The following is a 24,033-nucleotide window of genomic DNA, read 5'->3' as shown; positions in this document are numbered from 1 at the left end:
GCTGACCAGATGGCAGGACGGGGTGCTCTGCCGGATCTCGTTCAGGTAGACCGAACGTTCTGTCGCGGCACAGCATGGCAACGTGCGGCGCAGGCTGTCAAGACCGAACGTTCTATCCGCTAGGATGCCGGTATGCCCAGCCAATCCGAAGGCCGGCCGTCCGAAGCGCGGTCCCGGCTGCTCAGCACGGCCACCCGGCTCTTCTACGCGGAGGGCATCCACGCCGTCGGCATCGATCGCATCGTCGCCGAGGCGCAGGTGACGCGGGCCACCCTCTACCGGCACTTCCCCGGCAAGGAAGAGCTGGTCCTCGCCTACCTGAACGAGGTCGACCGGGCCATGCGGGGTCAGGCGGACGAGGCCGTCGCCGCCGGACTACCGGCCGCCGACACCATCCGGGCCCTCAGCGAGTCCATCGCCCGGAGCATCCAGTCCCCCGGCTTCCGGGGATGCGCCTTCCTCAACGCCGCCGCCGAGTATCCCGACCCCGGGTCCCCGGTGCACCAAGCCGTACTCGGCCACCGCCAATGGTTCCTGGAAACCGTCACGGAGCTGCTGGCCAAGATCCAGGACACCGGCGCCGAGCCCGCCGCGCGCCACTTCGTGATGATGCGCGACGGCGCCATGGCCGCCGGCTGCCTGTTCGACCCGGTGCTGATCTGCGAGACCTTCCTGCACGGAGTCGAGAGGCTGCTGCAGGTATATGCTGCCACCGACTACAGCGGACCGGCGGGCGCCTGAAGCCGCAGACCTGCGCTCAGGCATGAAGCGGTCGAGCCCCGGTCGGCCGGATCCCACGGCGCGGCGGCGGTATTTCCCGCACACGAGTGCTTCGGTCAGGCCCCCTCGCATCCCCACGTCGGACTCGGTCAGGAGGGTGAGGGGTCTTCGAGGGGGTTGGCGGCCATTCGCCTGGCGAGGTCGTTGCGGACCGAGCCGGCGGCGGCGCTGCCCGGCTTGCGCCTCGCCTGGTCCTCGAAGGACGCCAGGAAATCCCTGCCGAATCCCAGCCGGGGATAGTGGGCGAGCATCTCCGCTCGTGCGTCCGCCGAGAATTGCTCGGCATGCCTCCCGACGACCTCCCAGCTGGAGGCGACCTGCAGCAGGTGTGCCTCGGGGTCGGTGGCCGCGGGCACATCGTCGCGCATGTGCCGCATGATGATCTTCTCGGCCCTGGCGGCTCGCTCCGTCGGCCAGCCGGCCACCGTACCGAAGACCCAGGCCAACTGGCCTCCGGCCTCCTCGAACGGCACTGCGTGGCTGTCGAACGCCTCCGTCAGGCCGAGGTCGTGGAGCAGTGCCGAGACGTAGTACAACTCGTCGTCGTAGGCGATGCGGTGCGCCGCGCCGTACATCGCTCCCCACAGGTAGGACCGGACGCAGTGGTTGAGCAGCGCGGGTGAGTAGAAACGCCTGGCCACCGTCAGCGCCGCCGCGGCAGCGGGAGTCTCCGGAAACATGAGCCCAGTCTCCCCTTACACCCAGGCCGCGACCTCGGTTCTGGGCGAGTGTCGGCCAGTAGCCCGCAACCCCGTACCGGGCAACCGGTCCGCCCAGGGCCCGGCCCACGCTCCCGGTGCGGCCAATACGGGGAGCGGCTCCCTTGTGGTGTGGGGAGATGGGGGTGTTGAGGACGGCGCCGGTCGGATGGGAAGCAGCGGGCGTGGAGGGGGCGGTGGCCGGGCCGGGGTGTGGGTCAGGAGGCGAAGGCGGTCGGCAGGAACGCTGTCAGGGCGTCGGTCACCTCGGCGGGGCGTTCGAGGGGCGGCAGGTGGCCCGTCTCGGGAAGGTCGATGCGGCGGGCGGCGGGGATGCCGGCCGTGAGCAGGTCGGACACCTGCTGGATGCCGGGCACGTCCGACAGGCCGTTGATCACCAGGGTGGGGGCGGCGATCTCGGGCAGGCGCGTCACCGCGGGCGGGATCAGGTGGCGTTCGGTGGATCGGGGGCCGGTCCAGGAGCGCTCGAACACCAGGTGGCACATCTCCACCGCCGACTCCCACACCTCGTCGGAGAGCGCGTCGCGGCCGCGGTCGGGGCCGGCGGTCTGCCAGAGCGTGTGGGCCTCCGCCATCGCGCGTACGTCGGCGGGATCCACGTGGCCGGCGGCGCCGGCGCGGTAGCGGGCCAGGCGGTCGGCCGGCACCGAGCTGTGGACGCGCTCGCGGGCCTGCTCCAGCATCTCCTGCGGCCACTGGTGGCCGGACAGGCCCGAGCTGATCAAGGCGAGCGCGGCCACCCGGGAGGGGGCGGCCAGGGCGACCTCGATCGCGTACGCGCCGCCCATCGAGTTGCCGACCAGCGCCGCCCGCTCGACCCCGAGCGCGTCCATGACGGCGAGCAGGTCCTCGTGATGGCACACCTCTCCCTCGGCGTCGCCGGACCGGCCGTGGCCGCGCCAGTCGTAGCGGATCACGCGGTAGCGCTGCGAGAGGGCACGGAACTGGTGCTCCCAGAGGCGCAGGTCGCTCGTCCCGCCGTGCACGAGCACGACGGTGCCCAGGGGAGTCGCGGGACCGGCCTCCTCGTACGCGATCTTGATGTCGTCGATGATCAGCACGCTCGGCACGTTACCGCCGCGCGAGGCCGGGGGATCGGCCCGTTCGCCAGGGGCGCAGCCGTGCGGGGCGGATGAGTTCCGAGCACCGTCGAACCGCGAGCATGATTGACGCAGGCAAGCCACGTACGGACCACAGGTGAACCCATCCATGCTTCCAGAAGAACTCAGAACCGCCCTGGACAAGGCCCTGTCCGGCTACTCGCCGCAGGAGCTGTCCGAGTCCGTGGCGCGGCTCACCGAGCGCTACCGTACGAACGCCGCCACCGGCGGAGGCACCCACATCAGGTCCCGGGCCGACGTGGCGGCCTACGCCGCGTACCGGATGCCCGCCACCTACGCCGCCGCGGCCACCGCCATGCGCCAGGCCGCCGCCATGACCCCGGGCTTCCGGCCCGGGAGCCACCTCGACGTCGGCGGCGGCACCGGGGCGGCGATCTGGGCGGCGGACCAGACCTGGTCGTCCATCGAGCGGGTCACGGTCATCGAGCACGACGCGCAGATCATCGACCTGGGCAAGCGCCTGGCCCGTACGTCCGAGGCCCTGCGCGGGGTCACCTGGCGGCAGGCGTCGGTGCGCCCCGGGCTCGACCGGCCCGCGGCCGACCTGGTGACCATGTCGTACGCCCTGGGCGAGCTCCCCCGGGACAAGCGCCGGGAGATCGTCCGCTGGCTGGCCGCGGACGCGGCCATGGTGATCGTCATCGAGCCCGGCACGCCGGCGGGCTACGCCACCGTCGCCGAGGCCAGAGAGGTCCTGCTCGCCCAGGGGTTGAGCGTCGCCGCCCCCTGCCCCCACGACGGCCGCTGCCCGATCGAGCAGGGACGCGACTGGTGCCACTTCTCCGTCAGGCTCCCCAGGACGTCCCTGCACCGCCGGATCAAGGCGGGCACGCTCAGCTTCGAGGACGAGAAGTTCTCCTACGTGGCCGCCACGGCGGTCCCGGGGGAGCGGGCCGACGCCCGGGTCCTGCGCCACCCGGTCAAACGCAAGGGCGTGGTGTCCCTGCGGCTGTGCGCCGGGGAGGAGGGGATCCGGGACGTGATCGTGTCCAAGCGGCAGGGCGACCTCTACCGCGCGGCCAGGGACGTCGAATGGGGCGACGGCTGGGGTGACGACGGCTTGCGGCTCGGTCACGGAAATGGGGAAGGGGGCGGTTCCGGTTCGGCGGGTGGGCCATCCTTGGAGGATGTGGACGACTGATCTTCTTCATTCCCTCTATGCCCGGCGGCTGCGCCGTCAGGCCACGGCGGGTCCGCTGCCCCGCCACGTCGGCTTGATCATGGACGGCAACCGGCGCTGGGCCAGACAGCAGGGTCTGGCCAGCCCGAGCATCGGCCACAAGTACGGCGCCGAGCACATCGCGCACGTGCTGTCGTGGTGTGAGGGGCTGGGCATCGAGCATGTGACGGTGTTCCTGTGCTCGACGGAGAACCTCCAGCGCCGTGGTGACGAGGAGGTCGCCTACCTGTTGCGGGTGATCGAGCAGATGGTCGCCGAGCGGCTGGACCGGCCGGACGCCCGCTGGCGCGTCCACGTCGCGGGCCTGCTCGACATGTTGCCCGACACCACGGCCCGCGCGCTCAAGAGCGCCGTCGAGGCCACCCGTACGTGTGCCACCGGTTTCCACCTCACGCTGGCCATCGGGTACGGCGGCCGCCAGGAGGTGATCGACGCCCTGCGTGAGCTGCTGTACGAGCGGGCCGAGGCCGGGCAGTCCATGGTGGAGCTGGCCTCGACGCTGAGCGTGGACGACATCGCGCCGCACCTCTACACGGCCGGCCAGCCCGACCCCGACCTGGTGATCCGCACCAGCGGCGAGCAGCGGCTGTCCAACTTCCTGCTCTGGCAGTCCGCCTACTCCGAGCTGTACTTCTGCGAGGCCTACTGGCCGGCCTTCCGCGAGATCGACTTCCTGCGGGCGCTGCGCAGCTTCGCCGCCCGGCAGCGACGCTTCGGCGGCTGAGATGCTGGAGCTGTTCGACCGGCAGCTGCGCCAGGAGGCCCGCCCCGACGGGCCGGAGGCCAGGGTGGAGCGCGTCGGCAACGTGGTGCGGCACGTCGCGCCCGAGCACGGCTGGAACGGCGTGCTCTGGTCCGGCCTCGACGAGCGCGACGCGGACGCGGAGATCGCCGAGCAGGTGCGCTACTTCGGGGAGCTGGGGCGGCCCTTCGAGTGGAAGCTGTACGGCTACGACCGGCCCGGCGACCTCGACCGGCGCCTGCTGGCCGCCGGATTCACCCCCGAGCCCGCCGAGACGCTGATGATCGCCGAGATCGGGCGGCTGCCCCTCGGCGGGGAGCCGCCCGAGGGGGTGCGGCTGGTCCCGGTGACCGGCCCCGACGGCGTGGAGCTGATGGCCGGCGTGCACGACAGCGCCTTCGGCACTCCCGGCACGCACTTCAGGGAACGGCTGCTCGACCAGCTCGCCGACGGCGAGGTCGTCGCCGTCCTCGCGATGGCCGGTGACGTGCCGGTGAGCGCGGCCCGCATGGAGCTGCACCCGGGCACCCGGTTCGCGAGCCTGTGGGGCGGCGGCACCGTGCCGGAATGGCGCGGGCGGGGCATCTACCGGGCGCTGATCGACTACCGGGCCCGCGAGGCGGTCGCCCGCGGCTACGACCATCTGCAGGTGGACGCCTCCGATCAGAGCCGTCCGATCCTGCTGCGGCTGGGGTTCGAGGCGATCACCACGACGACGCCGTACGTCCACGAGTGAGTACCCTTGATGACCTGACCGTATCCGTCCGAGGAGGCCCGCACGTTGCCCGGAACGAACCCGCGCGAGCTCGGCCTGCTGGCCGACTGCGAGAGCTGCTTCGGGCTGTGCTGCGTCGCGCTGCCGTTCTCGGCGTCGGCCGACTTCGCCGTGGACAAGAAGGCCGGGGAGCCCTGCCGCAACCTGGGTGACGACTTCCGCTGCTCCATCCACGCGCAGCTCAGGGAGCGCGGCTTCCCCGGCTGCACCGTGTACGACTGCTTCGGGGCGGGCCAGAAGGTCTCGCAGGTCACCTTCCAGGGCACGAGCTGGCGGCAGGCGCCCGGCACGGCGGGGCAGATGTACGCGGTCTTCCCCGTCGTGCGGCAGCTGCACGAGCTGCTGTGGTATCTGGCGGAGGCGCTGACGCTGGAGGCCGCCGGGCCCCTCCACGCCGAGCTGCGGGACGCGCTCGACGCGACGGAGCGGCTCAGCCGGGAGAGCGTGGACGGGCTGAAGAAGCTGGACGTGCCGGCGTACCGGGCCGAGGTCAACGTGCTGCTGCTGCGCACGAGTGAGCTGGTCCGGGCCGGGCGCAAGGGCAAGGAGCGCAGGGGCGCGGATCTGATCGGGGCCAAGCTGGCGGGCGCCGACCTGCGTGCCGCCAACCTTCGCGGGGCGTACCTGATCGGCGCGGACCTTCGGGGCGCGGACCTTCGGGAGGCCGACTTGATCGGGGCCGACCTGCGGGGGGCCGACCTGGCGGGGGCGGACCTGTCGGGTGCGATCTTCCTCACCCAGCCCCAGCTCAACGCCGCCACCGGCGACGCCGCGACCCGCCTGCCGGCTGCCCTCACCCGTCCCGCCCACTGGCCGGCCACCCGCTACGAACGACCGTCCCGCAGCACCGGCTCCGGCCCCCGCCGCGATCCGGGCTCCACACGCGGGACCGGCTCGGGCCGCGGCTCCGGCCGCCGGCGCCGCGGCTGAACTCCCCTTGAACAGCGCGCCCGGCCGGAGTGACAAGGCCGGGAAAGCAGGCGCCCCCTCGACTTCCTCGCAGGCGCGACCCGCGTCCCGTCCGCCATCTTGCCGCGCGACGGGCTGACCGTGGCGGGCGTCGACGTCAAGGACCGGTCTGGCGCGAGGGAGCCATGCCGAAGGCGCTGTCATGAGGTGCCTGGTCAGGTGAGAGTGGTGGTGTCCCCCAGAGACTCCAGCAGGTCGCGCAGGGTGTGGGCGAGCTCGTCCCGGCGCTCCTTCGGCAGGGCCGAGAGCACGCGGTCCTCTGTCGCGACGTGGTCCGGCAGAGCCCGGTCGATCAGGGCGTACCCGTCGTCGGTGAGCGTCACGTAGACCACCCGCCCGTCGGCCTCGCTGGGCGTGCGGGTCACCAGGCCCCTGGACTCCAGGCGGTCGAGCCGCTGCGTGATCGCCCCCGACGTGACCATGGAGGCCCGCATCAGCTCGGCCGGCGTCAGCCGGTGCGGCGGGTCGCTGCGGCGCAAGGTGGCCAGCACGTCGAAGGAGGCCCGGTCGAGGCCGTGCGCGGCGAACGTACGGCCCAGCTCCGCGTCGATCAGCCGGGTCAGCCGCGACAGCCGCCCGATCACCGCCATCGGCGAGACGTCCAGGTCAGGGCGCTGGGCGTCCCATTGCTTGAGTATCAGGTCGACGTGATCAGCCACCACCCCAGCCTAACGATGCCTTAGCGGTGAGGTAAATCACCTCGCCAAGTACCTTAGCGCTGAGATACTTTGTCTTAGTGCTAAGAAATCAATCGGGAACCGTCCTGCTGACCGCGCTGACCCCCGCCATCTGGGGGACCACGTACCTCGTCACCACCGAGCTGCTGCCACCCGGCCGCCCCCTGCTGGCCGCCGTGATCCGCGCGCTGCCGGCCGGGCTTTTCCTGGTCGCCCTCACCCGCCGCCTGCCTACGGGCATCTGGTGGTGGCGCGCCCTGGTGCTCGGCGCGCTGAACATCGGAGTGTTCTTCGCGCTGCTGTTCGTGGGGGCCTACCGGCTGCCCGGCGGGGTGGCCGCCACCGTGGGGGCCATCCAGCCCCTGCTGGTCGCGCTGCTGTCGGCCGGGCTCCTGGGCGAACGCCTGTCCCCGCGTACGCTGCTGGCCGCCGTGGCGGGCGTGGCCGGGGTGAGCCTGCTCGTGCTGCGGGCCGACGCCCGGCTGGACGCGCTCGGGGTGGCCGCGGCGCTCGGCGGCGCCGTCGTCATGGCCCTGGGCGTGGTGCTGAGCAAGCGGTGGCAGTCGCCCGCGCCGCTGCTGGCCACCACCGGCTGGCAGCTCGTGGCCGGCGGCGTGCTGCTGCTCCCGGTGGCGCTCCTCGTCGAGGGCCCGCCGCCGGCCGCCCTGACCGGCGCGAACCTCGCCGGGTACGCCTACCTCACGATCATCGGATCCGCGCTCGCCTACGTCCTGTGGTTCCGGGGCCTGCGGCTGCTGTCGGCGACCAAGGTCACGTTCCTGGGCCTGCTCAGCCCCGTGGTCGCGACCGCGCTCGGCTGGCTCGTCCTCGGCCAGGAGCTGACCGCGGCCCAGGCGCTCGGCGCGCTCGTCGTCCTGGCCGCCCTGGTCGCGGCCCAGCGCCGGCCCGCCCGCACGTTGACCGCGACGCCCCGCGTCCTGGTCGGAAAGGAGTCCTGACATGCGCATCACCGTCTTCGGAGCCGCCGGAGCCGTGGGTAGCAGAGTCGTGGCCGAGGCGCTGACGCGCGGCCACGAGGTCACCGCCGTCGTCCGCGACCCCGCCCGCTTCCCCCTGTTGCCTGCCGCCGCGTACGCCCGCGCCGGCGACGCCTCGGAGGTCGAGGACGTGGCCGCGCTCAGCGCCGGGCAGGACCTCGTCATCAGCGCCACCCGGCCCGCGCCCGGCCACGAGGCCGACCTGGTCACGACCGCGAAGGCGCTGCTGGCGGGGGTGGCGAGGACCGGTGTGCGGCTGCTGCTCGTCGGCGGCGCGGCCGGGCTGACCGTGCCCGGCACCGGCGGCCTCACCGTCGTCGAGACCCCCGGCTTCCCGCCCTCGTGGCGGCCCATCGCGCTGGCCTGCAACGCTCAGCTGGAGGTCTGCCGGGCCGCGCCGGGCGTCGACTGGGCGTACCTGAGCCCGCCCGCGCTGCTGGAGCCGGGGGAGCGTACCGGCCGTTACCGGCTCGGGGGCGACGAGCTGCTGGCCGACGCCGCGGGCAGGTCGGCGATCTCCATGGAGGATTTCGCCGTCGCGCTGCTCGACGAGGCCGAGCACCCCCGGCACCACCGCGCCAGGTTCACCGTCGGCTACTGACCGCTCCGCGCGCCGTCCACCTCACAGGGTCACGGGCAGCGACGTCAGGCGCCAGGTGCCGGGGTCGGGCAGGTGCCGCACCTCGCCGGCGAGCGCCAGGCCGGGGAAGCGGCGCAGCAGGGCGCCGAGCGCGATCCCGGTCTGCGCGCGGGCCAGCGAGGCGCCGACGCAGAAGTGCGGCCCGTGCGCGAACCCGAGATGCCCCGACGGCTCGCGCCGCAGGTCGAAGCGGTCCGGTTCGTCGAAGACGCGCGGGTCGCGGTTCGCCGAGGCGATCGAGGCCGTGACCGGCACGCCCTTGGGGACGGCCACGCCGCCGATCTCGATGTCCTCCGTGGTGAAGCGGGGGATGGTCAGCAGCTGCGGCCCGCACCAGCGCATCAGCTCCTCCACCGCCCGCGGCATGAGGGCGGGGTCGGCCCGCAGCGCGGCGAGCTGGGCGGGGTGGGACAGCAGGGCGGCGACGGAGTTGGCGATGAGGTTCGTGGGCGTCTGGCCGGCCAGGACGAGCGTCCAGATCATGGTGATCAGCTCGGTCTCGGAGAGCCGGTCGCCGTCCTCCTCCATGACGCGGGCCAGGTCGGAGATCAGGTCCTCGCCCGGCTCCGCGCGGGCCTTGGCGACCGCGGCGGTAGCGCCTTCGAGGATCCGCGGGATGGCGTCCCCGAAGCTCTCCCCGTGCCCGGCCGCGACGGCGGCGCCGTACTCGCGCCAGCGGGGACGGTCGGCGACGGGGATGCCGACCAGCTCGCAGATCACCTCGATCGGCAGCGGGCCCGCGAAGTGCGCCAGCAGATCCGGCCCGTCGGGCAGCTCGGTAGGCAGCTCGTCGAGCAGCCGCTCCACGATCGCCTCGATGCGCGGTCCGAACTCGGCCGCCCTGCGCGGCGTGAACGCGGGCGCGACCAGCCGGCGCAGGCGGGCGTGCTCGGCGCCGTTCATCTCCGACATGGTCCGCAGGTACGGCAGGCAGTGCTCCGGCACGTCGGGCCGCTGGTAGCTGTGCTCGTTCGTCGCCAGCCTGGGGTCGTTCAGCATCGCCCTGGCCTCAGCGTGCCGGGTCACCGCCCAGAACGGGCCGAACCCCGGCGCCACCAGCCGCGCCACCGGCGACTGCTCCCTGGCGCTCGTGTACGCGGTGAACGGGTCCGCCAGCACGGCGGGGTCGGTCAGGTCGATCTCGGGCACGTCGGCCATGCCACTCCTCAAATTCGAATGATTACATCATCTGAATGATGAAGGTATCTTGATCTGCGACCGCTCGGCAACGCGCGCCGGCGAGGCGGCGACGTAGACTTCGTGAAGTACGTGCTTTACGACGCTCACGGAGTTGCCAAGGTGGATCAGAAGGAGAGCGAGTTCGTCGACCGGATGGGGCTCCTCATGGAGCGCCTCGCCGGAGGCCGGACGATGGGCCGCCTGTACGCGTGGCTGCTGATCTGCGACCCGCCGGACCAGTCGCTCACCGATCTGGCCGAAGAGCTCGGCGTCAGCAAGACCATGGTCAGCACGGTCGCCAGGCAGCTGGAGGCCGGCGGGATGGTCGAGCGCGTCCCCACGTCAGGTCGTGAGCACCGCTACCAGGTCGTTCGCGGGGGATGGGCCCACATCCTGCGGGTCCGGCTGGCCATCCTCGATCCGATCGCGGAGGTGCTGGGCCTCGGCCTGTCGACCCTCGGCGACGAGCGCGCCGAGCAGCGGGCGCTGCTGGAGGAGACCAGGGAGTTCTTCGCCTTCCTCGTGCGCGACGCGGACGAGTCGCTCCAGCGCTGGGAGGAGTATCGCAAGCGGCTGAAAGACGACGATCAGGGCTCCGGATGAACACGATCGTCGAGGAGCACGTGCCGTTCACCGCAGGACCCCGGCACGACGCCACCGCGTCCCCTGCCGGGTCGTGCGATCCGCTCAACCGGGAATTCATCCAACGACCAAGGGAGTGACGATGTCTGACATCGTCGAGCGGTACAACATCCCCGAACAACACTTCTGGCTGCACGGCCCGCGGCCGGGCGGGCCGGTCGAGCACCACGCCGCCGCCGGAATGTGGAACGTCTACGGCTACCCCGAAGTGCACGAGATCTTCGGCGACCCAGCGACGTTCTCCTCCGACGTCCTTCGCGTGACCCCCCAGGAGCAGAAGCCGGAAGGGCTGTCGCTGGAGGGCTTCATCACCCAGATCGACCCGCCGGCGCACGGCAAGCTGCGCAAGCTCGTCAGCAGCGCCTTCACCCGCAAGGTCGTCGCGGACCTCGAGCCGAGGATCGCCGCCGTCACCCACGAACTGCTCGACGCGGCGCGCGAGCGCGGCGGGTTCGAGCTGGTGCGCGACCTGGCCTACCCGCTCCCGGTCATCGTCATCGCCGAGCTGCTGGGCGTGCCCAGCAGCGATCGCGCCCTGTTCAAGCAGTGGGCCGACACGCTGTTCCGGCAGGACACCAAGGTCTCGTTCGACGATCTCTTCGAACGGCGGGAGCAGGACACGGAGACCACGATGAAGTCGTGGTGGGAGATGTCCGCCTATCTCGGCGGCCACGCCGCCGAACGCCGGCGGCAGCCGCGCGCCGACCTGCTCACGAAGCTGGTCGAGGCCGAGGTGGACGGCGACCACCTGCCCGACGAGCAGGTGGTCAACTTCGCGATCGTCCTGCTGCTGGCCGGGCACGTCACCACGACGATGCTGCTCGGCAACACGGTGCTGGCCCTGGACGCCTTCCCCGAGCACCAGGAGAGGGCACGGGCCGACCGCGCCGCGATCCCGGCGATCATCGAGGAGTCCCTGCGCTTCTTCACCCCGTTCGCCCTGCTTGCCCGCGCCACCACCCGCGAGACCGAGCTCGGCGGCGTGACGATCCCGGCCGACCAGACCGTTTTGGCCTGGCTCGGGGCGGCCAACCGGGATCCCCGGCAGTTCACCGACCCCGACGTCTTCGACCCCCGCCGCGACCCCAACCCGCATCTCGCCTTCGGCCGCGGCATCCACTTCTGCCTGGGCGCCCCCTTGGCCCGGCTGGAGGGCCGGGTCGCCCTGAACATCCTGCTCGACCGGTTCGACCACCTGCGCACCGATCCGGATGACCCCGTGGTGTTCATGCCCATGCCGACCATGACCGGTGTGCGGCGCCTGCCCCTGGTCTGACGCCTCACCCCTGCTCGCGGCCTGCCACGTACCTGTCGAAGAAGGCGAACGTGCGCCGCCACGCCTCGTCCGCCGCCGCGCGGACGAGGCCGTGACGCAGCGGGAACAGCGCGAGCTTGGCCACGGGGTGATGGCCGTCGGTCATGAAGGAGTGCCCGGCGTCCGGATAGATCTCGACGTCGTGCTCGATGCCGAGCGCCCGCATGTGCTCCCGCAGCCGCGCGCCGTGCGGCCGGAACCCCTGGTCGCGGCCGCCGTAGGAGCCCACGACCGGGCACACCGGCCGCAGCCGCTCCTGGTCGCGGGGGACCGCGCCGTAATTGACCGACGCGGCCCGCACGCCGGGCGGCGCGCTCGCCGCGTACGCGAGGGCGAACCCGCCGCCCATGCAGAAGCCGATCACGCCGAGCCGGTCGCCGTCGACGTCGTCGCGGCCGGCCAGCCACTGCCGGGTGGCGTCGATGTCGGCGGCCGGCTGACCCGGCTTCTCGGTCACGAACTGGTGCATGGCCCGCGCCAGGCACGCGACCCTGGTGCCGTGGCTGTAGAGATCCGGTAGGACGGCCGCGTACCCGTGCTCGGCGAACAGGTCCACCACGTCCAGCATGTCCGGTTCGATGCCGTAGATCTCGTGCAGGACCACCACGCCCGGCCACCCGGCCCCGGGCGCCGTTCCCTGCGGCAGCGCCACCGTCGCGGCCAGCGAGCCGCCGTTCGGCAGCGGGATGCGTACGTCCTGTCTCATCAGCAGTCCTTAACCGACCCAAGGGCAAGGAACGTAACGTAACACCTCACTTGTCCCGCCTGGCGAGGGACGGAAAGGGGATAGGCGGCATTGACGCGAACGGGAGGAAGGGATAAATTCCGGTAGATTTCACGGTTGTCCAAGGGAAATCCGGTGAGATGCCGGTGCGGACGCGCCACTGTATCCGGGACGTAGATCCCGGGAGCCAGGTCGCTTGGACTTTCGTGACCTCGTTGGTTGGGACGCGTCATCCCTGAGGAGGCATGTATGAGTGGTCTGTCCACTCCTTCGGCAATCCCCTTCCCCCGTCTGCGGCTGTGGCTGCTCGCCGTTCCGGTGCTGCTGCTGGTCGCCTACCTGGTGCTGATGGACAACGGGGCCATCTCGCAAACCGGTGCCTACCTGCACGAACTCATGCACGACGGGCGCCACCTGCTCGGCGTCCCCTGCCACTGAGGCACGCGCATGGTACGCACCCTGCTGGTCAGGGGCCTGCTTCTGGGCCTGCTGGCCGGACTGATCGCGGGCGGCTTCGCCTTCGCCTTCGGGGAACCGGGGGTGGACAGCGCCATCGCGCTGGAGGAGGGCCACGCCGCCCAGGAAGCGCCCGGCCATGACCACGGCGAGGAGGCACTCGTCAGCAGGCCGGGACAGAAGGCCGGGCTCTTCCTGGCCACGGGCCTGTACGGGCTGGCCGTGGGAGGGATCTTCGCCCTCGTGTACGCGGGCCTGCGCGGACGGGTCGGCCCCCGGTCGGACGGCGGGCTGGCCCTCGCCGCCGCCGGGACGGCGTTCGTGGCGGTGATCCTTGTGCCGTTCGTGAAATATCCGGCCAACCCGCCTGCCGTGGGGGATCCGGAGACGATCAACAGCCGCACCCTCCTCTACGTGGTCACGATCCTCGTCGGGCTGGCCGCGACGGCGATCGCGGTGGCCACCGCGCGCCGGGTCACCGCCGGGCCGTGGGCGCGGTGGGGTGCGGCGGTGGCGGCGTTCCTGGTTCCGGTGGTCGCGGCGTGGGCCCTGCTGCCGACCGTGGACGAGGTGCCCGAAGGTTTCCCCGCCACGCTGTTGTGGCAGTTCAGGCTGGCGTCGCTGGGGACGCAGCTCGTCTTCTGGGCGGCCTTCGGCGTGCTGTTCGGGTGGGTCGCCGACCGCGCGGCCCGCCGTACGGCGATCGCCGCCTCACCGGGCTGAGCGGGGTGCTGTTCGTACGGCACGCGAGCACACCGGGGATGCGGGCCGCCTGCTTCCCCGCGCCCGACGAGGACGCCGACGCGGCGAGCCTGGCCAGAGCCACCGCCTTGACCCGGACGGTGGCTGGGGCGGGGTGGGTGGCGCCCAGCGCTGCCGCTCGTCAGACCGGTGCCGCCCTCGGGCTGGAGGTGCGGGTGGTGCCGGCGCTGGCGGAGGTGGATTGCGGCCGGTGGCGTGGCCTGCCGTACGAGCGGGTCGCGCGGGAGGAGCCGGACGCGCTGGCGAGCTGGCTGGCCGGCCCGCACGCGGTCCCGCACGGCGGTGAGAGCCTGGTCGCGCACGCCCGGCGGGTCGCCGCCTGGCTCGAGTCGGTACGCGCCGAGCCCGGCGGAGTCGCCGTCTGCGACGCGGGCACCATCCGGGCGGCGCTCGGCCACGCGCTCGGGCTGGACCCGCTGAGCGCCGCCCGTTTCGATCTCGCGCCGCTGTCCGTCACCGAGCTGACCGTCACGCGCACCGGCTGGCGGGTCGCGCATGTCAACCGGAAGGTTCTGATTTGATCGTCACGTATCCGTTCAGCGCCGTCGTCGGGCTCGACGACCTGAAGCTGGCGCTGGTGCTCAACGCGGTCTCCCCGCGGGCGGGCGGCGTGCTCGTACGCGGCGAGAAGGGCACCGCCAAGTCGACCATCGTGCGCGCGCTGGCCGCCCAGCTGCCCGCCGTGAACGTGGTGCCCGGCTGCCGGTTCGCCTGCGACCCGGCCGCCCCCGACGCCGGATGCCCGGACGGGCCGCACGAACCCGGGAGCCAGGGGCTGGATCGCCCGGCCGCGCTGGTGGAGCTGCCGGTCGGCGCCTCGGAGGACCGGCTGGTCGGCTCGCTCGACGTGGAGCGGGCGCTGACGGAAGGGGTGAAGGCGTTCGAGCCCGGCCTGCTGGCCGCCGCCCACCGCGGCGTCCTCTACGTGGACGAGGTGAACCTCCTCCACGACCACCTCGTCGACCTGCTGCTCGACGCGGCGGCCCTGGGCACGTGCTACGTGGAACGCGAGTCGGTGTCGGTACGGCATGCCGCCAGGTTCCTGCTGGTCGGGACCATGAACCCGGAGGAGGGTGAGCTCCGGCCGCAGTTGCTGGACAGGTTCGGGCTGACCGTCGAGGTCAAGGCGTCCAGGAACCCGGAGGAACGCGCCGAGGTGGTGCGCAGGAGGCTCGCCTTCGACGCTGACCCGGGCGCGTTCGCGGGCCGGTGGGCGGCCGAGGAAGCGGCGCTGGCGAGCCGGATCGCCCGGGCCCGCGCCCGCGTGCCGGGCGTGCGGCTGCCCGACGCGCGGCTGCGGCAGATCGCGACCGTGTGCGCGGCGTTCGAGGTGGACGGCCTGCGGGCCGACCTGGTGACGGCGAGCACCGCCATCGCCCACGCCGCCTGGCAGGGCAGGGACGTGGTGACCACTGAGGACGTGCGCGCCGCGGCCCGGCTGTCGCTGCCGCACCGGCGGCGGCGCGATCCGTTCGACGCGCCCGGGCTGGACGAGGCCCTGCTGGACGAGCTGCTGGCGAGGACGTCGGGGGATGAGGAGGATCCGGACGATCCCGACGGCGGAGGTCCTGATATTTCCGGACCTGGCGGTCCGGACGGCTCGCCCCCGTCGACCGGAGACGGCACCCCGCCACCCGGCGGATCTGACGATGGCCGGCCCGAGGGCAGCGGTCCCCGAGGCGATCTCGAAGACGGCCCTGACGGCGACGGGTTCGGGGCGGATGGCGGGCGGTCGCGGGGACGTCCGTTTGACGGCGGGCACCCATCGTCGGCTGAGGACGCCGAGGGCACGGCGTCGTCGGTGACCGGCCAAGGCGCGTCGAAGGAACAGGGCGGGGACGTGGCCGGGGTGGCGGTGCCGTACCGGGTGCCGTTGCTGGAGGTGCCCGGCGTCGGCGAGGGCGCGGCGGGGCGGCGGTCGCGCTCGCGCAACCCGCAAGGCCGCGCCACCGGCTCGCGCCGCCCCGCCGGACGCGTGCGCGACCTGCACGTGACGGCGACCCTGCTGGCCGCGGCGCCCCACCAGCTGCGGCGCGGACGCCGCGGCCCCGGGTTGGTGCTGCGCGAGGACGACCTGCGCGAGGTGGTGCGGGAGGGCAGGGAGGGCAACCTCGTGCTGTTCGTGGTGGACGCGAGCGGCTCGATGGCGGCGCGCAGGCGGATGACCGCGGTCAAGACGGCGGTGCTCAGCCTGCTGCTCGACGCCTACCAGCGGCGCGACAAGGTCGGCCTGGTCACCTTCCGCGGCCGGGACGCGGCGGTCGCGCTGCCGCCGACCTCGTCGGTGGAGGCGGGCGCGGCGCGGTTGCGTTCGCTGCCGACCGGCGGGCGCACCCCGCTGGCGGCCGGGCTGGCGCGGGCCGCCGAGGTGCTGCGCGTGGAGCGGCTGCGCGACCCGGCGCGGCGGCCGCTGCTGGTGCTGGTGACGGACGGGCGCGCCACGGCGGGCGGCGACGTGGACCGGGCGGCGGCGCTGCTGGAGGGCACGGCGGCGGTGGTCGTGGACTGCGAGAGCGGCCCGGTGCGGCTGGGCCTCGCGGTCCGGCTGGCGGCCCGGTTGCGGGCCCGGCTCGTCCCCCTCGACTCCCTGGCCGATCTCGGGTCGGTCGTGCGTGACCACAGGAAGGCGGTCTGACCATGCCGCAGGGAAAGCCCGCCGTCGTGCCCGACGACGGCCTCACCACCCGGCAGCGCCGCAACCGGCCGCTGCTGATCGTGCACACCGGTCCCGGCAAGGGCAAGTCGACGGCGGCGTTCGGGATGGCGTTGCGGGCCTGGAACCAGGGGTGGCCGGTCGGGGTGTTCCAGTTCGTGAAGTCGGCCAAGTGGCGCATCGGCGAGGAACGGGCGTTGAAGGTGCTCGGGGAGACGGGCGAGGGCGGCTCGGTGACCTGGCACAAGATGGGCGAGGGCTGGTCGTGGATCCAGCGGCCGGGCTCCGAGGAGGACCACGCGGCCGACGCCCGTGAGGGCTGGGAGCAGATCAAGCGGGATCTGGCGGCCGAGACGTACCGGTTCTACGTGCTGGACGAGTTCACGTACCCGCTGAAGTGGGGCTGGCTGGAGCTGGACGACGTGGTGGCCGCGCTCGCCGGGCGGCCCGGAAACCAGCACGTGGTGATCACCGGCAGGGACGCGCCCGAGCGGCTGATCGAGGTGGCGGACCTGGTGACGGAGATGGGCAAGGTTCGCCACCCCATGGATGCAGGGCAGAAGGGACAGAAGGGTATCGAGTGGTAGTTCCCCGGCTCGTCATCGCCGCGCCGTCGTCGGGCAGCGGCAAGACGACGGTGGCCACGGGGCTGATGGCGGCGCTGCGGGCGCGGGGGCTGCGGGTCTCGCCGCACAAGGTGGGCCCGGACTACATCGACCCCGGCTATCACGCGCTGGCCACCGGGCGTCCCGGCCGCAACCTGGATCCGTGGCTGGTGGGTGAGGAGCGCGTGCGGCCGCTGTTCCTGCACGGGGCGGCGGGGTGCGACGTGGCGGTGGTCGAGGGCGTGATGGGGCTGTTCGACGGCAAGGGGGACACCGACTTCGCCTCGACGGCGCACGTGGCCCGGCTGCTGGACGCGCCGGTCGTGCTGGTGGTGGACGCGGCGCGGCAGAGCAGGTCGGTGGCGGCGGTGGTGCACGGGTTCGCCACGTTCGACCCCCGGGTGCGGGTGGGCGGGGTGGTGCTGAACCGGGTGGGCTCGGACCGCCACGAGCAGCTGTGCCGGTCCGCGCTGGCCGCGTCGGGGGTGCCGGTGCTGGGGGCGATCCGCCGCGACGACGCCGTCTCCACGCCGTCGCGGCATCTGGGGCTGGTGCCCGCCGCCGAACGCGAGGCCGAGGCGCTGGCCTCGGTGGACCGGCTGGCCGCGCTGGTGACCCGCTCGTGCGACCTCGACGCGCTGCTCCGGCTGGCGGCGTCGGCTCCGCGGCTGGACGCGGTCCCCTGGGAGCCCGCGCGGGGGGAGCGGAAGGACCGGCCGGTGGTGGCGGTGGCGGGCGGGCCGGCGTTCACGTTCGGCTACGCCGAGCACGTCGAGCTGCTGCGGGCGGCCGGGGCGGACGTCGCGGTGTTCGACCCGCTGGGGGACGAGCGGCTGCCGGACGGGACCGCGGCGCTCGTGATCGGCGGCGGCTTCCCCGAGGTGTACGCCGCCGAGCTGGCCGCCAACGAACCGCTGCGCGAGCAGGTCGCGGCCTTCCACGGCCCGATCGCCGCCGAGTGCGCCGGGCTGCTCTACCTGTGCGAGGAGCTGGACGGGCGGCGGATGTGCGGGCGGGTGCCGGGCCGGGCGCGCATGACGTCGAGGCTGACGCTCGGCTACCGGGACGCGGTCGCGCTCAGGCGTTCGCCGCTGACGGAGCCGGGCGAGCGCTTCCGGGGGCACGAGTTCCACCGCACCGCCGTCGAGTACGCGGGCGAGCCGCTGTTGCGGTGGGAGGGTGGCGCCGACGGGTTCGGCGATGCCCTGGTGACCGCGTCCTACCTGCACCTGCACTGGGCCGGGCAGCCGATGACGGCTCAGCGGCTGGTGTCGTCCTCCAGGTCGCCCTCGGTCTTGAGGTAGACCTCCTGCAGGCCGCGCAGGACCTCCGGGTCGGGGTGCTGCCACATGCCCCGCTCGGCGGCCTCCAGCAGGCGTTCGGCGATGCCGTGCAGGGCCCAGGGGTTGGACTGCGCCATGAACGCCTGGTTCTCCGGGTCGAGCACGTACGTCTCGGCGAGCTTGTCGTACATCCAGTCGGCGACCACCCCGGTCGTGGCGTCGTAGCCGAACAGGTAGTCGACCGTGGCGGCCAGCTCGAAGGCCCCCTTGTAGCCGTGGCGGCGCATCGCGGCCAGCCAGCGCGGGTTGACGACCCTGGCCCGGAAGACGCGCGCGGTCTCCTCCGACAGGGTACGGGTGCGCACCGCGTCGGGGCGGGTGCTGTCGCCGACGTACGCGGCCGGGGCCCGGCCGGTCAGCGCGCGGACGGTGGCGATCATCCCGCCGTGGTACTGGAAGTAGTCGTCGGAGTCGGCGATGTCGTGCTCGCGGGTGTCGACGTTCTTGGCGGCCACCGCGATCCTGCGGTAGGCGTCCTCCATCTGCGGGCGGGCCGCCACGCCGTCGAGGTCGCGGCCGTAGGCGAAGCCGCCCCACACCGCGTACACCTCGGCCAGGTCGGCGTCGTCGCGCCAGTTGCGGCTGTCGATCAGGGGCAGCAGCCCGGCCCCGTACGCGCCCGGCGCCGACCCGAAGACGCGCATGGTCGCCCGGCGCTCGTCGCCGCCGGTCGCGGCTACGTGGGCGCGCACGTAGTTGTCCTCGTACGGCTCCTCCAGCCCGGCGGCCAGCCGTACGGCGTCGTCGAGCATGGCCACCACGTGCGGGAACGCGTCGCGGAAGAAGCCGCTGATGCGCACCGTCACGTCGATCCTGGGCCGGCCCAGCTCGGCGAGCGGGATCGGCTCCAGGGACGTGACCCGGCGCGAGGCCTCGTCCCATTCGGGGCGGATGCCGAGCAGGGCCAGCACCTCGGCCACGTCGTCGCCCGCCGTCCGCATGGCGCTGGTGCCCCAGACCGACAGCCCCACCGAACGCGGCCACTCGCCGGTGTCGGCCCGGTAGCGCTCCAGCAGCGACTCGGCCATCGCCTGGCCGGTCTCCCACGCGAGCCGGCTCGGGACCGCGCGGGGATCGACGGAGTAGAAGTTGCGGCCGGTCGGCAGCACGTTGACCAGGCCGCGCAGCGGCGAGCCGCTCGGCCCGGCGGGAACGTAGCCGCCGTCCAGAGCGTGCAGGACGTGGTCGAGCTCGTCGGTGGTGCGGGCCAGGCGCGGCACCATCTCGGTGGCGGCGAAGGTCAGGACCCGCGTCACGAGGTCGCGCCGGTCGTCCGGCACCTCGCGCGCGACCTCCGCCACTGCGTCCGGCGCCCAGCCGCGTTCCTCCATGGCCTCCACCAGCGCCCGGGCGGCCGCCTCGGCCCGGTCCACGCTGCCGAGCCCCTCCGTGCCGTCCTCGGCCAGGCCGAGCGCCTCGCGCAGGCCCGGCAGCGTCTCGCGGCCCGACCACATCTGCCGGGCGCGCAGCATCGCCAGGACCAGGTCCACGCGCACCTTGCCGACCGGCGCCTGCCCGAGCACGTGCAGGCCGTCGCGGATCTGCGCGTCCTTGACCTCGCACAGCCAGCCGTCCACGTGCAGGATGAAGTCGTCGAACTCGCTGTCGTGCGGCCGGTCCGCCAGCCCCAGATCGTGGTCGAGCCGGGCGGCCTGGATGAGCGTCCAGATCTGCGCCCGGATGGTGGGCAGCTTGGCCGGGTCCATGGCCGCGATCGTGGCGTGCTCGTCCAGCAGCTGCTCCAGCCGGGCGATGTCGCCGTACGTCTCCGCCCGCGCCATCGGCGGCACCAGATGGTCCACCAGCACGGCGTGCGCCCGCCGCTTGGCCTGCGTGCCCTCGCCCGGGTCGTTCACCAGGAACGGGTAGACCAGCGGCAGGTCGCCGATGGCCGCGTCGGTGCCGCACGCGGCGGACATGCCGGCCGACTTGCCCGGCAGCCACTCCAGGTTGCCGTGCTTGCCCACGTGCACCATCGCGTGCGCGCCGAACTCTGCCGACAGCCAGCGGTAGGCGGCCAGGTAGTGGTGGCTGGGCGGCAGGTCGGGGTCGTGGTAGATGGCGATCGGGTTCTCGCCGAAGCCGCGCGGCGGCTGCACCATCACCACCAGGTTCCCGGCCCGCAGCGCCGCCAGCACGATGTCGCCCTCGTGCGTGAACAACTCACCCGGCGGCGGCCCCCAGTGCCGCTCCATCTCCGTCCGCAGCTCTTCGGGCAGGGTGCGGTACCAGCGCTCGTAGGACGCGGCGGAGATGCGTACGGGATTGCCCGCCAGGTGCTCCTCGGTCAGCCAGTCCTGGTCCTGGCCGCCGGCGGCGATCAGCGCGTGGATGAGCGCGTCGCCGTCCTGCTCGGCCACGCCCGGGAAGCCCTCGCCCAGGTCGTAGCCGGCCTCGGCGAGCCGGGCCAGCAGCCGGACCGTGCTGGCCGGGGTGTCCAGGCCGACCGCGTTGCCCACCCGGGAGTGCTTGGTCGGGTACGCCGACAGCATCACGACCAGGCGGCGCTCGGCTGGCGGGGTGTGCCGGAGGAGCCCGTGCCGTACCGCGATGCCCGCCACCCGGGCGGCCCGCTCGGGGTCGGCGACGTAGACGGTCAGCCCCTCGGGGTCGATCTCCTTGAACGAGAACGGCACCGTGATGATCCGCCCGTCGAACTCCGGGATGGCCACCTGCGAGGCGGCGTCCAGCGGCGACAGCCCGTCGTCGTTCTCCTCCCACGCCCGCCTGCCGGTGGTCAGGCAGAGCCCCTGCAGGATCGGCACGTCGAGCGCGGCCAGCGCGCCCACGTCCCACGCCTCGTCGTCGCCGCCCGCGCCCGCCGTCGCGGGGCGCGAGCCGCCCGCCGCCAGCACGGTCACCACCAGCGCGTCGGCGGCGCGCAGCGTGTCGAGCAGCTCGGGCTCGGCAGTGCGCAGCGAGGAGCAGAACACCGGCAGCGCCTGCCCGCCCGCGTCCTCGACGGCCGCGCAGAGCGTCTCCACGAACGCGGTGTTGCCCGCCAGGTGATGCGCCCGGTAGTAGAGCACGCCGATCACGGGCCCCTCCCCGGGCCGCGCGTCGCGCTCCAGCACCCCCCAGGAGGGCGTGGCCTCCGGCGGCGCGAACCCGCGCCCCGTCAGCAGCACCGTGTCCGACAGGAACGCGTGCAGCTCGGCCAGGTTCGGCGGCCCGCCGTGGGCCAGGTACGCGTGAGCCTCGGCGCAGACGCCGCCGCTGACCGTGGACAGCTCCATCAGCTCGGCGTCCGGCGCCTGCTCGCCGCCCAGCACCACCACCGGACGAGGGCCGGCCAGCAGCGCGTCCAGGCCCTCCTCCCAGGCGCGCCGCCCGCCGAGCAGGCGCACCACGACCACGTCGACGCCCTCCAGCAGGGCGGGCAGGTCCCCGGCCGCCAGCCGGGCCGGGTTGCCCCACCGGTAGGCGGCACCGCTCGCGCGAGCGCTCAGCAGGTCGGTGTCGGAGGTCGAGAGCAGCAGGACGGTACGGCTGTCGCCAGGCACGGCGCAATCCTCCCTCGGGGTCCTCGCCCCGGTCGCGGGTGTCGCGACGGCCGGAGTCTCCTGGCTCCCGGATCAGCGCTCACCCCGGCCTTCCCACCCGTCGCCGGGCAGTGGCCTGCGGTGGGGTTCGCTCCCCGGTCACAGTGGCGGGACCGCGCCGGATTCGCACCGGCTTCCTCCCTAGCCATCGCCTACAGGGAGCCTACGACAGGAGCGGCCTCCGCCAGAAGTGGCGTTACCATCCTGATCGTGTCCATAGCCGACTTTTCCGGACGTTTGCGTCCCGACGCGTGTCCGGGGGCGCTACAGGTGCACGAGGCCGCCGACGGCCCGCTGGCCCGGGTCCGCCTGCCCGGCGGCGCGATCTCCTCCGGCCGGCTGCGCGAGCTGGCCGCCTGCGCGGCCGACCTCGGCTCGGGCCTGATCGAGCTGACCTCCCGGGCGAACGTCCAGGTGCGCGGCCTGCGCTCACCCGCCGCCTTCGCCGAGCGGATCGCCGCCGCCGGCCTGCTGCCGTCGCAGGCGCACGAGCGCGTACGCAACATCGTGGCCTCGCCGCTCGGCGGTCGCACCGGCCCCGGCCTGCTGGACCCGCAGCCCCTGGTGGAGGCGCTGGACCGGGCGCTGTGCTCGCGGCCCCGCCTGGCGGAGCTGCCGGGGCGGTTCCTGTTCGCGGTGGACGAGGGCAGCGGCGACATGCTCGCGCTGGAGGCCGACGTCACGTTCTTCGACGGGCGGCTGCTGCTGGCGGGGGTGGACGCCGGGTTCGCCGTGGCGGCGGACGTCGCTGCCGAGCGCATGATCGCCGCCGCCGAGGCGTTCCTCGACGAACGGCCGGGAGGGGAGCGGGGCGCGTGGCGGATCGCGGAGCTGGACCACGGCCCGGCCCGCATCGCCACCCGCCTCCGCACCTCCGCCACCCCCGACCGCGCCGGCACCCCTCTCGACGTCACCGCCACCCCCGACCGCGCCGGCACCCCTCTCGACGTCACCGGCGCCACCGATCGCGCCCCCGGCACCTCCCTCCACGGCTCCGGCACCCCCGACCGCGCCACCGCCACCCCGCCGCCGCGGCCGACGGCGTCGCGTGCCGGGCGGGTCGAGCAGCGGGACGGGCGGGTGGCGCTGGAGGTCGTGGTGCCGCTCGGACGGCTGTCCGCCGCCCAGGCACGCGCCATCGCTGAAGCGGCCGAGGTGCCCGAAGCCGCCGGTCCGGAGGGCATCACCGGCGCGGCCGGTCCGGAGGGCGCGGCCGGTCCGGAGGGCGCGGCCGGTCCGAAGAGCGCGGCCGGCGAAGACGTGTCCGTCCGGTTCACGCCGTGGCGGACCGTCGTGCTCCTCGACCTGCCGCCCGCCGCCGCCGGCCGGGCGGCGCGAACGCTGGAGGCGGCCGGGCTGGTGACGGATCCGGCGTCGCCGTGGGCCGGCGTGAGTGCCTGCACCGGCCGTCCGGGCTGCGCCAAGTCCCTGGCCGACGTCCAGGAGGACGCGCGGCGCTGGGTGGCGACCCTGGACGGCCCTCCGGCGGCGCCCGTGCATTGGGCCGGTTGCGAGCGGCGCTGCGGGCTGCCGCGCGGCCGGGTCGTCCAGATGGTCGCCACCGGCGACGGATACCAGGAAAGGCATCAGTGAGCGACTACATCCGCGACGGGGCCGAGATCTACCGGCGCTCGTTCGCGACCATCCGTGCCGAGACCGACCTCACCGGGCTGCCGCCCGAGGTCGCGCAGGTGGCGGTGCGGATGATCCACGCCTGCGGCATGACCGACCTCGTGGCCGACCTCGGCTGGTCGCCCGCCGTGGTCGTCCGGGCCCGCGAGGCGCTGCGCCGGGGCGCGCCCGTGCTGTGCGACGCGCAGATGGTCGCCTCCGGCGTGACCAGGCGGCGGCTGCCCGCGGACAACGCCGTGGTGTGCACGCTGGGCGACCCCGGCGTTCCGGAGCTGGCCGAACGGCTCGGCACCACGCGCAGCGCCGCCGCCCTGGAGCTGTGGCGCGACCGCCTCGACGGCGCGGTGGTGGCGATCGGCAACGCCCCGACCGCGCTGTTCCGGCTGCTCGAACTGGTCGCCGAGGGCGCCGGCAGGCCCGCCGCCGTGCTCGGCATCCCGGTGGGGTTCATCGGCGCGGCCGAGTCCAAGCGGGCGCTGGCGGACAGCGACCTGGAACATCTGGTGGTGCACGGCCGTCGCGGCGGCAGTGCGATGACGGCGGCGGCGGTCAACGCCATCGCGAACGAGACGGAGTGAT

The 24,033-nt window shown here is 73.6% G+C and carries 23 protein-coding genes and 2 riboswitches; of the genes, 17 read left to right on the top strand and 6 right to left on the bottom strand.

Annotation, left to right across the window (positions count from 1 at the left end; genetic code table 11):
• Nucleotides 1–132 precede the first annotated feature (132 nt).
• Nucleotides 133–741: a TetR/AcrR family transcriptional regulator gene (locus tag ACFKCF_RS19405; protein WP_394495361.1), complete on the top strand. Its 609-nt coding sequence runs from the start codon at nt 133–135 to the stop codon at nt 739–741.
• Between the two features lie 128 nt (nt 742–869).
• On the opposite strand, the gene ACFKCF_RS19400 is transcribed toward ACFKCF_RS19405, so the two are convergent.
• Both ACFKCF_RS19400 and ACFKCF_RS19395 read right to left on the bottom strand, forming a co-directional pair.
• Nucleotides 870–1,460: a cyanamide hydratase gene (locus ACFKCF_RS19400; protein ID WP_394495359.1), complete on the bottom strand. Its 591-nt coding sequence runs from the start codon at nt 1,458–1,460 to the stop codon at nt 870–872.
• A gap of 236 nt (nt 1,461–1,696) precedes the next feature.
• Nucleotides 1,697–2,560 carry an alpha/beta fold hydrolase gene (locus ACFKCF_RS19395; protein ID WP_394495357.1) on the bottom strand — a complete coding sequence of 288 codons (864 nt, stop codon included), beginning with the start codon at nt 2,558–2,560 and terminating at the stop codon, nt 1,697–1,699.
• A 148-nt stretch (nt 2,561–2,708) separates the two neighbouring features.
• Between ACFKCF_RS19395 and ACFKCF_RS19390 the strand changes: the two genes are divergently transcribed.
• The 4 genes from ACFKCF_RS19390 to ACFKCF_RS19375 are packed head-to-tail and all read left to right on the top strand — an operon-like array spanning nt 2,709 to nt 6,247.
• Nucleotides 2,709–3,761, top strand: a complete 1,053-nt coding sequence (locus ACFKCF_RS19390; RefSeq protein ID WP_394495356.1) for a small ribosomal subunit Rsm22 family protein — start codon at nt 2,709–2,711, stop codon at nt 3,759–3,761.
• On the top strand, nt 3,748–4,524 hold the full coding sequence (gene uppS, locus ACFKCF_RS19385) for a polyprenyl diphosphate synthase (RefSeq protein ID WP_394495354.1): 777 nt from the start codon (nt 3,748–3,750) through the stop codon (nt 4,522–4,524). The genes ACFKCF_RS19390 and uppS overlap by 14 nt, the downstream gene beginning before the upstream one ends.
• Nucleotide 4,525: 1 nt before the next feature.
• The gene (locus ACFKCF_RS19380; RefSeq protein WP_394495352.1) at nt 4,526–5,278 is read left to right on the top strand and encodes a GNAT family N-acetyltransferase; all 753 of its coding nucleotides are present in this window, start codon (nt 4,526–4,528) and stop codon (nt 5,276–5,278) included.
• A 45-nt stretch (nt 5,279–5,323) separates the two neighbouring features.
• Nucleotides 5,324–6,247 carry a pentapeptide repeat-containing protein gene (locus tag ACFKCF_RS19375; RefSeq protein WP_394495350.1) on the top strand — a complete coding sequence of 308 codons (924 nt, stop codon included), beginning with the start codon at nt 5,324–5,326 and terminating at the stop codon, nt 6,245–6,247.
• A 194-nt stretch (nt 6,248–6,441) separates the two neighbouring features.
• On the opposite strand, the gene ACFKCF_RS19370 is transcribed toward ACFKCF_RS19375, so the two are convergent.
• The gene (locus ACFKCF_RS19370) at nt 6,442–6,945 is read right to left on the bottom strand and encodes a MarR family winged helix-turn-helix transcriptional regulator (RefSeq protein WP_394495348.1); all 504 of its coding nucleotides are present in this window, start codon (nt 6,943–6,945) and stop codon (nt 6,442–6,444) included.
• 77 nt (nt 6,946–7,022) lie between these two features.
• On the opposite strand from ACFKCF_RS19370, the gene ACFKCF_RS19365 reads away from it, so the two are divergent.
• On the top strand, nt 7,023–7,922 hold the full coding sequence (locus ACFKCF_RS19365; protein ID WP_394495346.1) for an EamA family transporter: 900 nt from the start codon (nt 7,023–7,025) through the stop codon (nt 7,920–7,922).
• A gap of 1 nt (nt 7,923) precedes the next feature.
• Nucleotides 7,924–8,562 carry an NAD(P)-dependent oxidoreductase gene (locus ACFKCF_RS19360; protein WP_394495344.1) on the top strand — a complete coding sequence of 213 codons (639 nt, stop codon included), beginning with the start codon at nt 7,924–7,926 and terminating at the stop codon, nt 8,560–8,562.
• A 21-nt stretch (nt 8,563–8,583) separates the two neighbouring features.
• On the opposite strand, the gene ACFKCF_RS19355 is transcribed toward ACFKCF_RS19360, so the two are convergent.
• Complete coding sequence (locus ACFKCF_RS19355) at nt 8,584–9,759, bottom strand: cytochrome P450 (RefSeq protein WP_394495343.1); 1,176 nt, start codon at nt 9,757–9,759, stop codon at nt 8,584–8,586.
• Nucleotides 9,760–9,861: 102 nt separating this feature from the next.
• On the opposite strand from ACFKCF_RS19355, the gene ACFKCF_RS19350 reads away from it, so the two are divergent.
• Nucleotides 9,862–10,383, top strand: a complete 522-nt coding sequence (locus ACFKCF_RS19350) for a GbsR/MarR family transcriptional regulator (RefSeq protein ID WP_394495341.1) — start codon at nt 9,862–9,864, stop codon at nt 10,381–10,383.
• A gap of 121 nt (nt 10,384–10,504) precedes the next feature.
• Nucleotides 10,505–11,698 carry a cytochrome P450 gene (locus ACFKCF_RS19345; RefSeq protein ID WP_394495339.1) on the top strand — a complete coding sequence of 398 codons (1,194 nt, stop codon included), beginning with the start codon at nt 10,505–10,507 and terminating at the stop codon, nt 11,696–11,698.
• 4 nt (nt 11,699–11,702) lie between these two features.
• On the opposite strand, the gene ACFKCF_RS19340 is transcribed toward ACFKCF_RS19345, so the two are convergent.
• Nucleotides 11,703–12,443, bottom strand: coding sequence for a dienelactone hydrolase family protein (locus tag ACFKCF_RS19340; RefSeq protein WP_394495338.1), 741 nt, complete (start codon nt 12,441–12,443; stop codon nt 11,703–11,705).
• A 103-nt stretch (nt 12,444–12,546) separates the two neighbouring features.
• Nucleotides 12,547–12,676: riboswitch (cobalamin riboswitch) on the top strand.
• Between the two features lie 34 nt (nt 12,677–12,710).
• Between ACFKCF_RS19340 and ACFKCF_RS19335 the strand changes: the two genes are divergently transcribed.
• From ACFKCF_RS19335 to ACFKCF_RS19310, 6 genes are read left to right on the top strand one after another with little or no spacing between them, the layout of a single operon-like run.
• Entirely contained in the window at nt 12,711–12,899 is a 189-nt protein-coding gene (locus ACFKCF_RS19335; RefSeq protein ID WP_192784851.1) for a CbtB-domain containing protein, read from the top strand.
• A 9-nt stretch (nt 12,900–12,908) separates the two neighbouring features.
• Entirely contained in the window at nt 12,909–13,640 is a 732-nt protein-coding gene (locus ACFKCF_RS19330) for a CbtA family protein (RefSeq protein ID WP_394495337.1), read from the top strand.
• Complete coding sequence (locus ACFKCF_RS19325; protein ID WP_394495335.1) at nt 13,586–14,200, top strand: histidine phosphatase family protein; 615 nt, start codon at nt 13,586–13,588, stop codon at nt 14,198–14,200. The genes ACFKCF_RS19330 and ACFKCF_RS19325 overlap by 55 nt, the downstream gene beginning before the upstream one ends.
• Nucleotides 14,197–16,314: a magnesium chelatase subunit D family protein gene (locus ACFKCF_RS19320; protein ID WP_394495333.1), complete on the top strand. Its 2,118-nt coding sequence runs from the start codon at nt 14,197–14,199 to the stop codon at nt 16,312–16,314. The genes ACFKCF_RS19325 and ACFKCF_RS19320 overlap by 4 nt, the downstream gene beginning before the upstream one ends.
• A gap of 2 nt (nt 16,315–16,316) precedes the next feature.
• Nucleotides 16,317–16,919 (top strand): cob(I)yrinic acid a,c-diamide adenosyltransferase, encoded by a 603-nt coding sequence (gene cobO, locus ACFKCF_RS19315; protein ID WP_394495332.1) that lies wholly within the window; start codon nt 16,317–16,319, stop codon nt 16,917–16,919.
• On the top strand, nt 16,913–18,241 hold the full coding sequence (locus tag ACFKCF_RS19310; protein WP_394495330.1) for a cobyrinate a,c-diamide synthase: 1,329 nt from the start codon (nt 16,913–16,915) through the stop codon (nt 18,239–18,241). Before cobO ends, ACFKCF_RS19310 begins: the two co-directional genes overlap by 7 nt.
• Here ACFKCF_RS19310 and cobN read toward each other — a convergent pair.
• On the bottom strand, nt 18,196–21,783 hold the full coding sequence (gene cobN, locus ACFKCF_RS19305; RefSeq protein WP_394495328.1) for a cobaltochelatase subunit CobN: 3,588 nt from the start codon (nt 21,781–21,783) through the stop codon (nt 18,196–18,198). The two genes, ACFKCF_RS19310 and cobN, sit on opposite strands and share 46 nt — an antisense overlap.
• 53 nt (nt 21,784–21,836) lie before the next feature.
• A riboswitch (cobalamin riboswitch) is annotated at nt 21,837–21,962 on the bottom strand.
• A 70-nt stretch (nt 21,963–22,032) separates the two neighbouring features.
• Here cobN and ACFKCF_RS19300 point away from each other — a divergent pair.
• Entirely contained in the window at nt 22,033–23,415 is a 1,383-nt protein-coding gene (locus ACFKCF_RS19300) for a precorrin-3B synthase (protein WP_394495327.1), read from the top strand.
• Nucleotides 23,412–24,032, top strand: coding sequence for a precorrin-8X methylmutase (locus ACFKCF_RS19295; RefSeq protein WP_394495325.1), 621 nt, complete (start codon nt 23,412–23,414; stop codon nt 24,030–24,032). Before ACFKCF_RS19300 ends, ACFKCF_RS19295 begins: the two co-directional genes overlap by 4 nt.
• The last annotated feature ends 1 nt before the right edge of the window (nt 24,033 follow it).

It is taken from the genome of Nonomuraea sp. JJY05, from assembly GCF_043496855.1.
Taxonomy (GTDB): Bacteria; Actinomycetota; Actinomycetes; order Streptosporangiales; family Streptosporangiaceae; genus Nonomuraea.
The sequence above is the reverse complement of the archived record's forward strand: the minus strand, read 5'-3'. Positions and strand labels throughout refer to the sequence as shown.

Bases quoted from the DNA above. Each gene is read 5' to 3' on its own strand.
- ACFKCF_RS19405 (WP_394495361.1), top strand. From the start codon at position 133: ATGCCCAGCCAATCCGAAGGCCGGCCGTCCGAAGCGCGGTCCCGGCTG.
- ACFKCF_RS19335 (WP_192784851.1), top strand. From the start codon at position 12,711: ATGAGTGGTCTGTCCACTCCTTCGGCAATCCCCTTCCCCCGTCTGCGG.
- ACFKCF_RS19360 (WP_394495344.1), top strand. From the start codon at position 7,924: ATGCGCATCACCGTCTTCGGAGCCGCCGGAGCCGTGGGTAGCAGAGTC.
- ACFKCF_RS19340 (WP_394495338.1), bottom strand. From the start codon at position 12,443: ATGAGACAGGACGTACGCATCCCGCTGCCGAACGGCGGCTCGCTGGCC.
- ACFKCF_RS19345 (WP_394495339.1), top strand. From the start codon at position 10,505: ATGTCTGACATCGTCGAGCGGTACAACATCCCCGAACAACACTTCTGG.
- ACFKCF_RS19355 (WP_394495343.1), bottom strand. From the start codon at position 9,759: ATGGCCGACGTGCCCGAGATCGACCTGACCGACCCCGCCGTGCTGGCG.
- ACFKCF_RS19390 (WP_394495356.1), top strand. From the start codon at position 2,709: ATGCTTCCAGAAGAACTCAGAACCGCCCTGGACAAGGCCCTGTCCGGC.
- uppS (WP_394495354.1), top strand. From the start codon at position 3,748: ATGTGGACGACTGATCTTCTTCATTCCCTCTATGCCCGGCGGCTGCGC.
- ACFKCF_RS19400 (WP_394495359.1), bottom strand. From the start codon at position 1,460: ATGTTTCCGGAGACTCCCGCTGCCGCGGCGGCGCTGACGGTGGCCAGG.
- cobO (WP_394495332.1), top strand. From the start codon at position 16,317: ATGCCGCAGGGAAAGCCCGCCGTCGTGCCCGACGACGGCCTCACCACC.
- ACFKCF_RS19330 (WP_394495337.1), top strand. From the start codon at position 12,909: ATGGTACGCACCCTGCTGGTCAGGGGCCTGCTTCTGGGCCTGCTGGCC.
- ACFKCF_RS19380 (WP_394495352.1), top strand. From the start codon at position 4,526: ATGCTGGAGCTGTTCGACCGGCAGCTGCGCCAGGAGGCCCGCCCCGAC.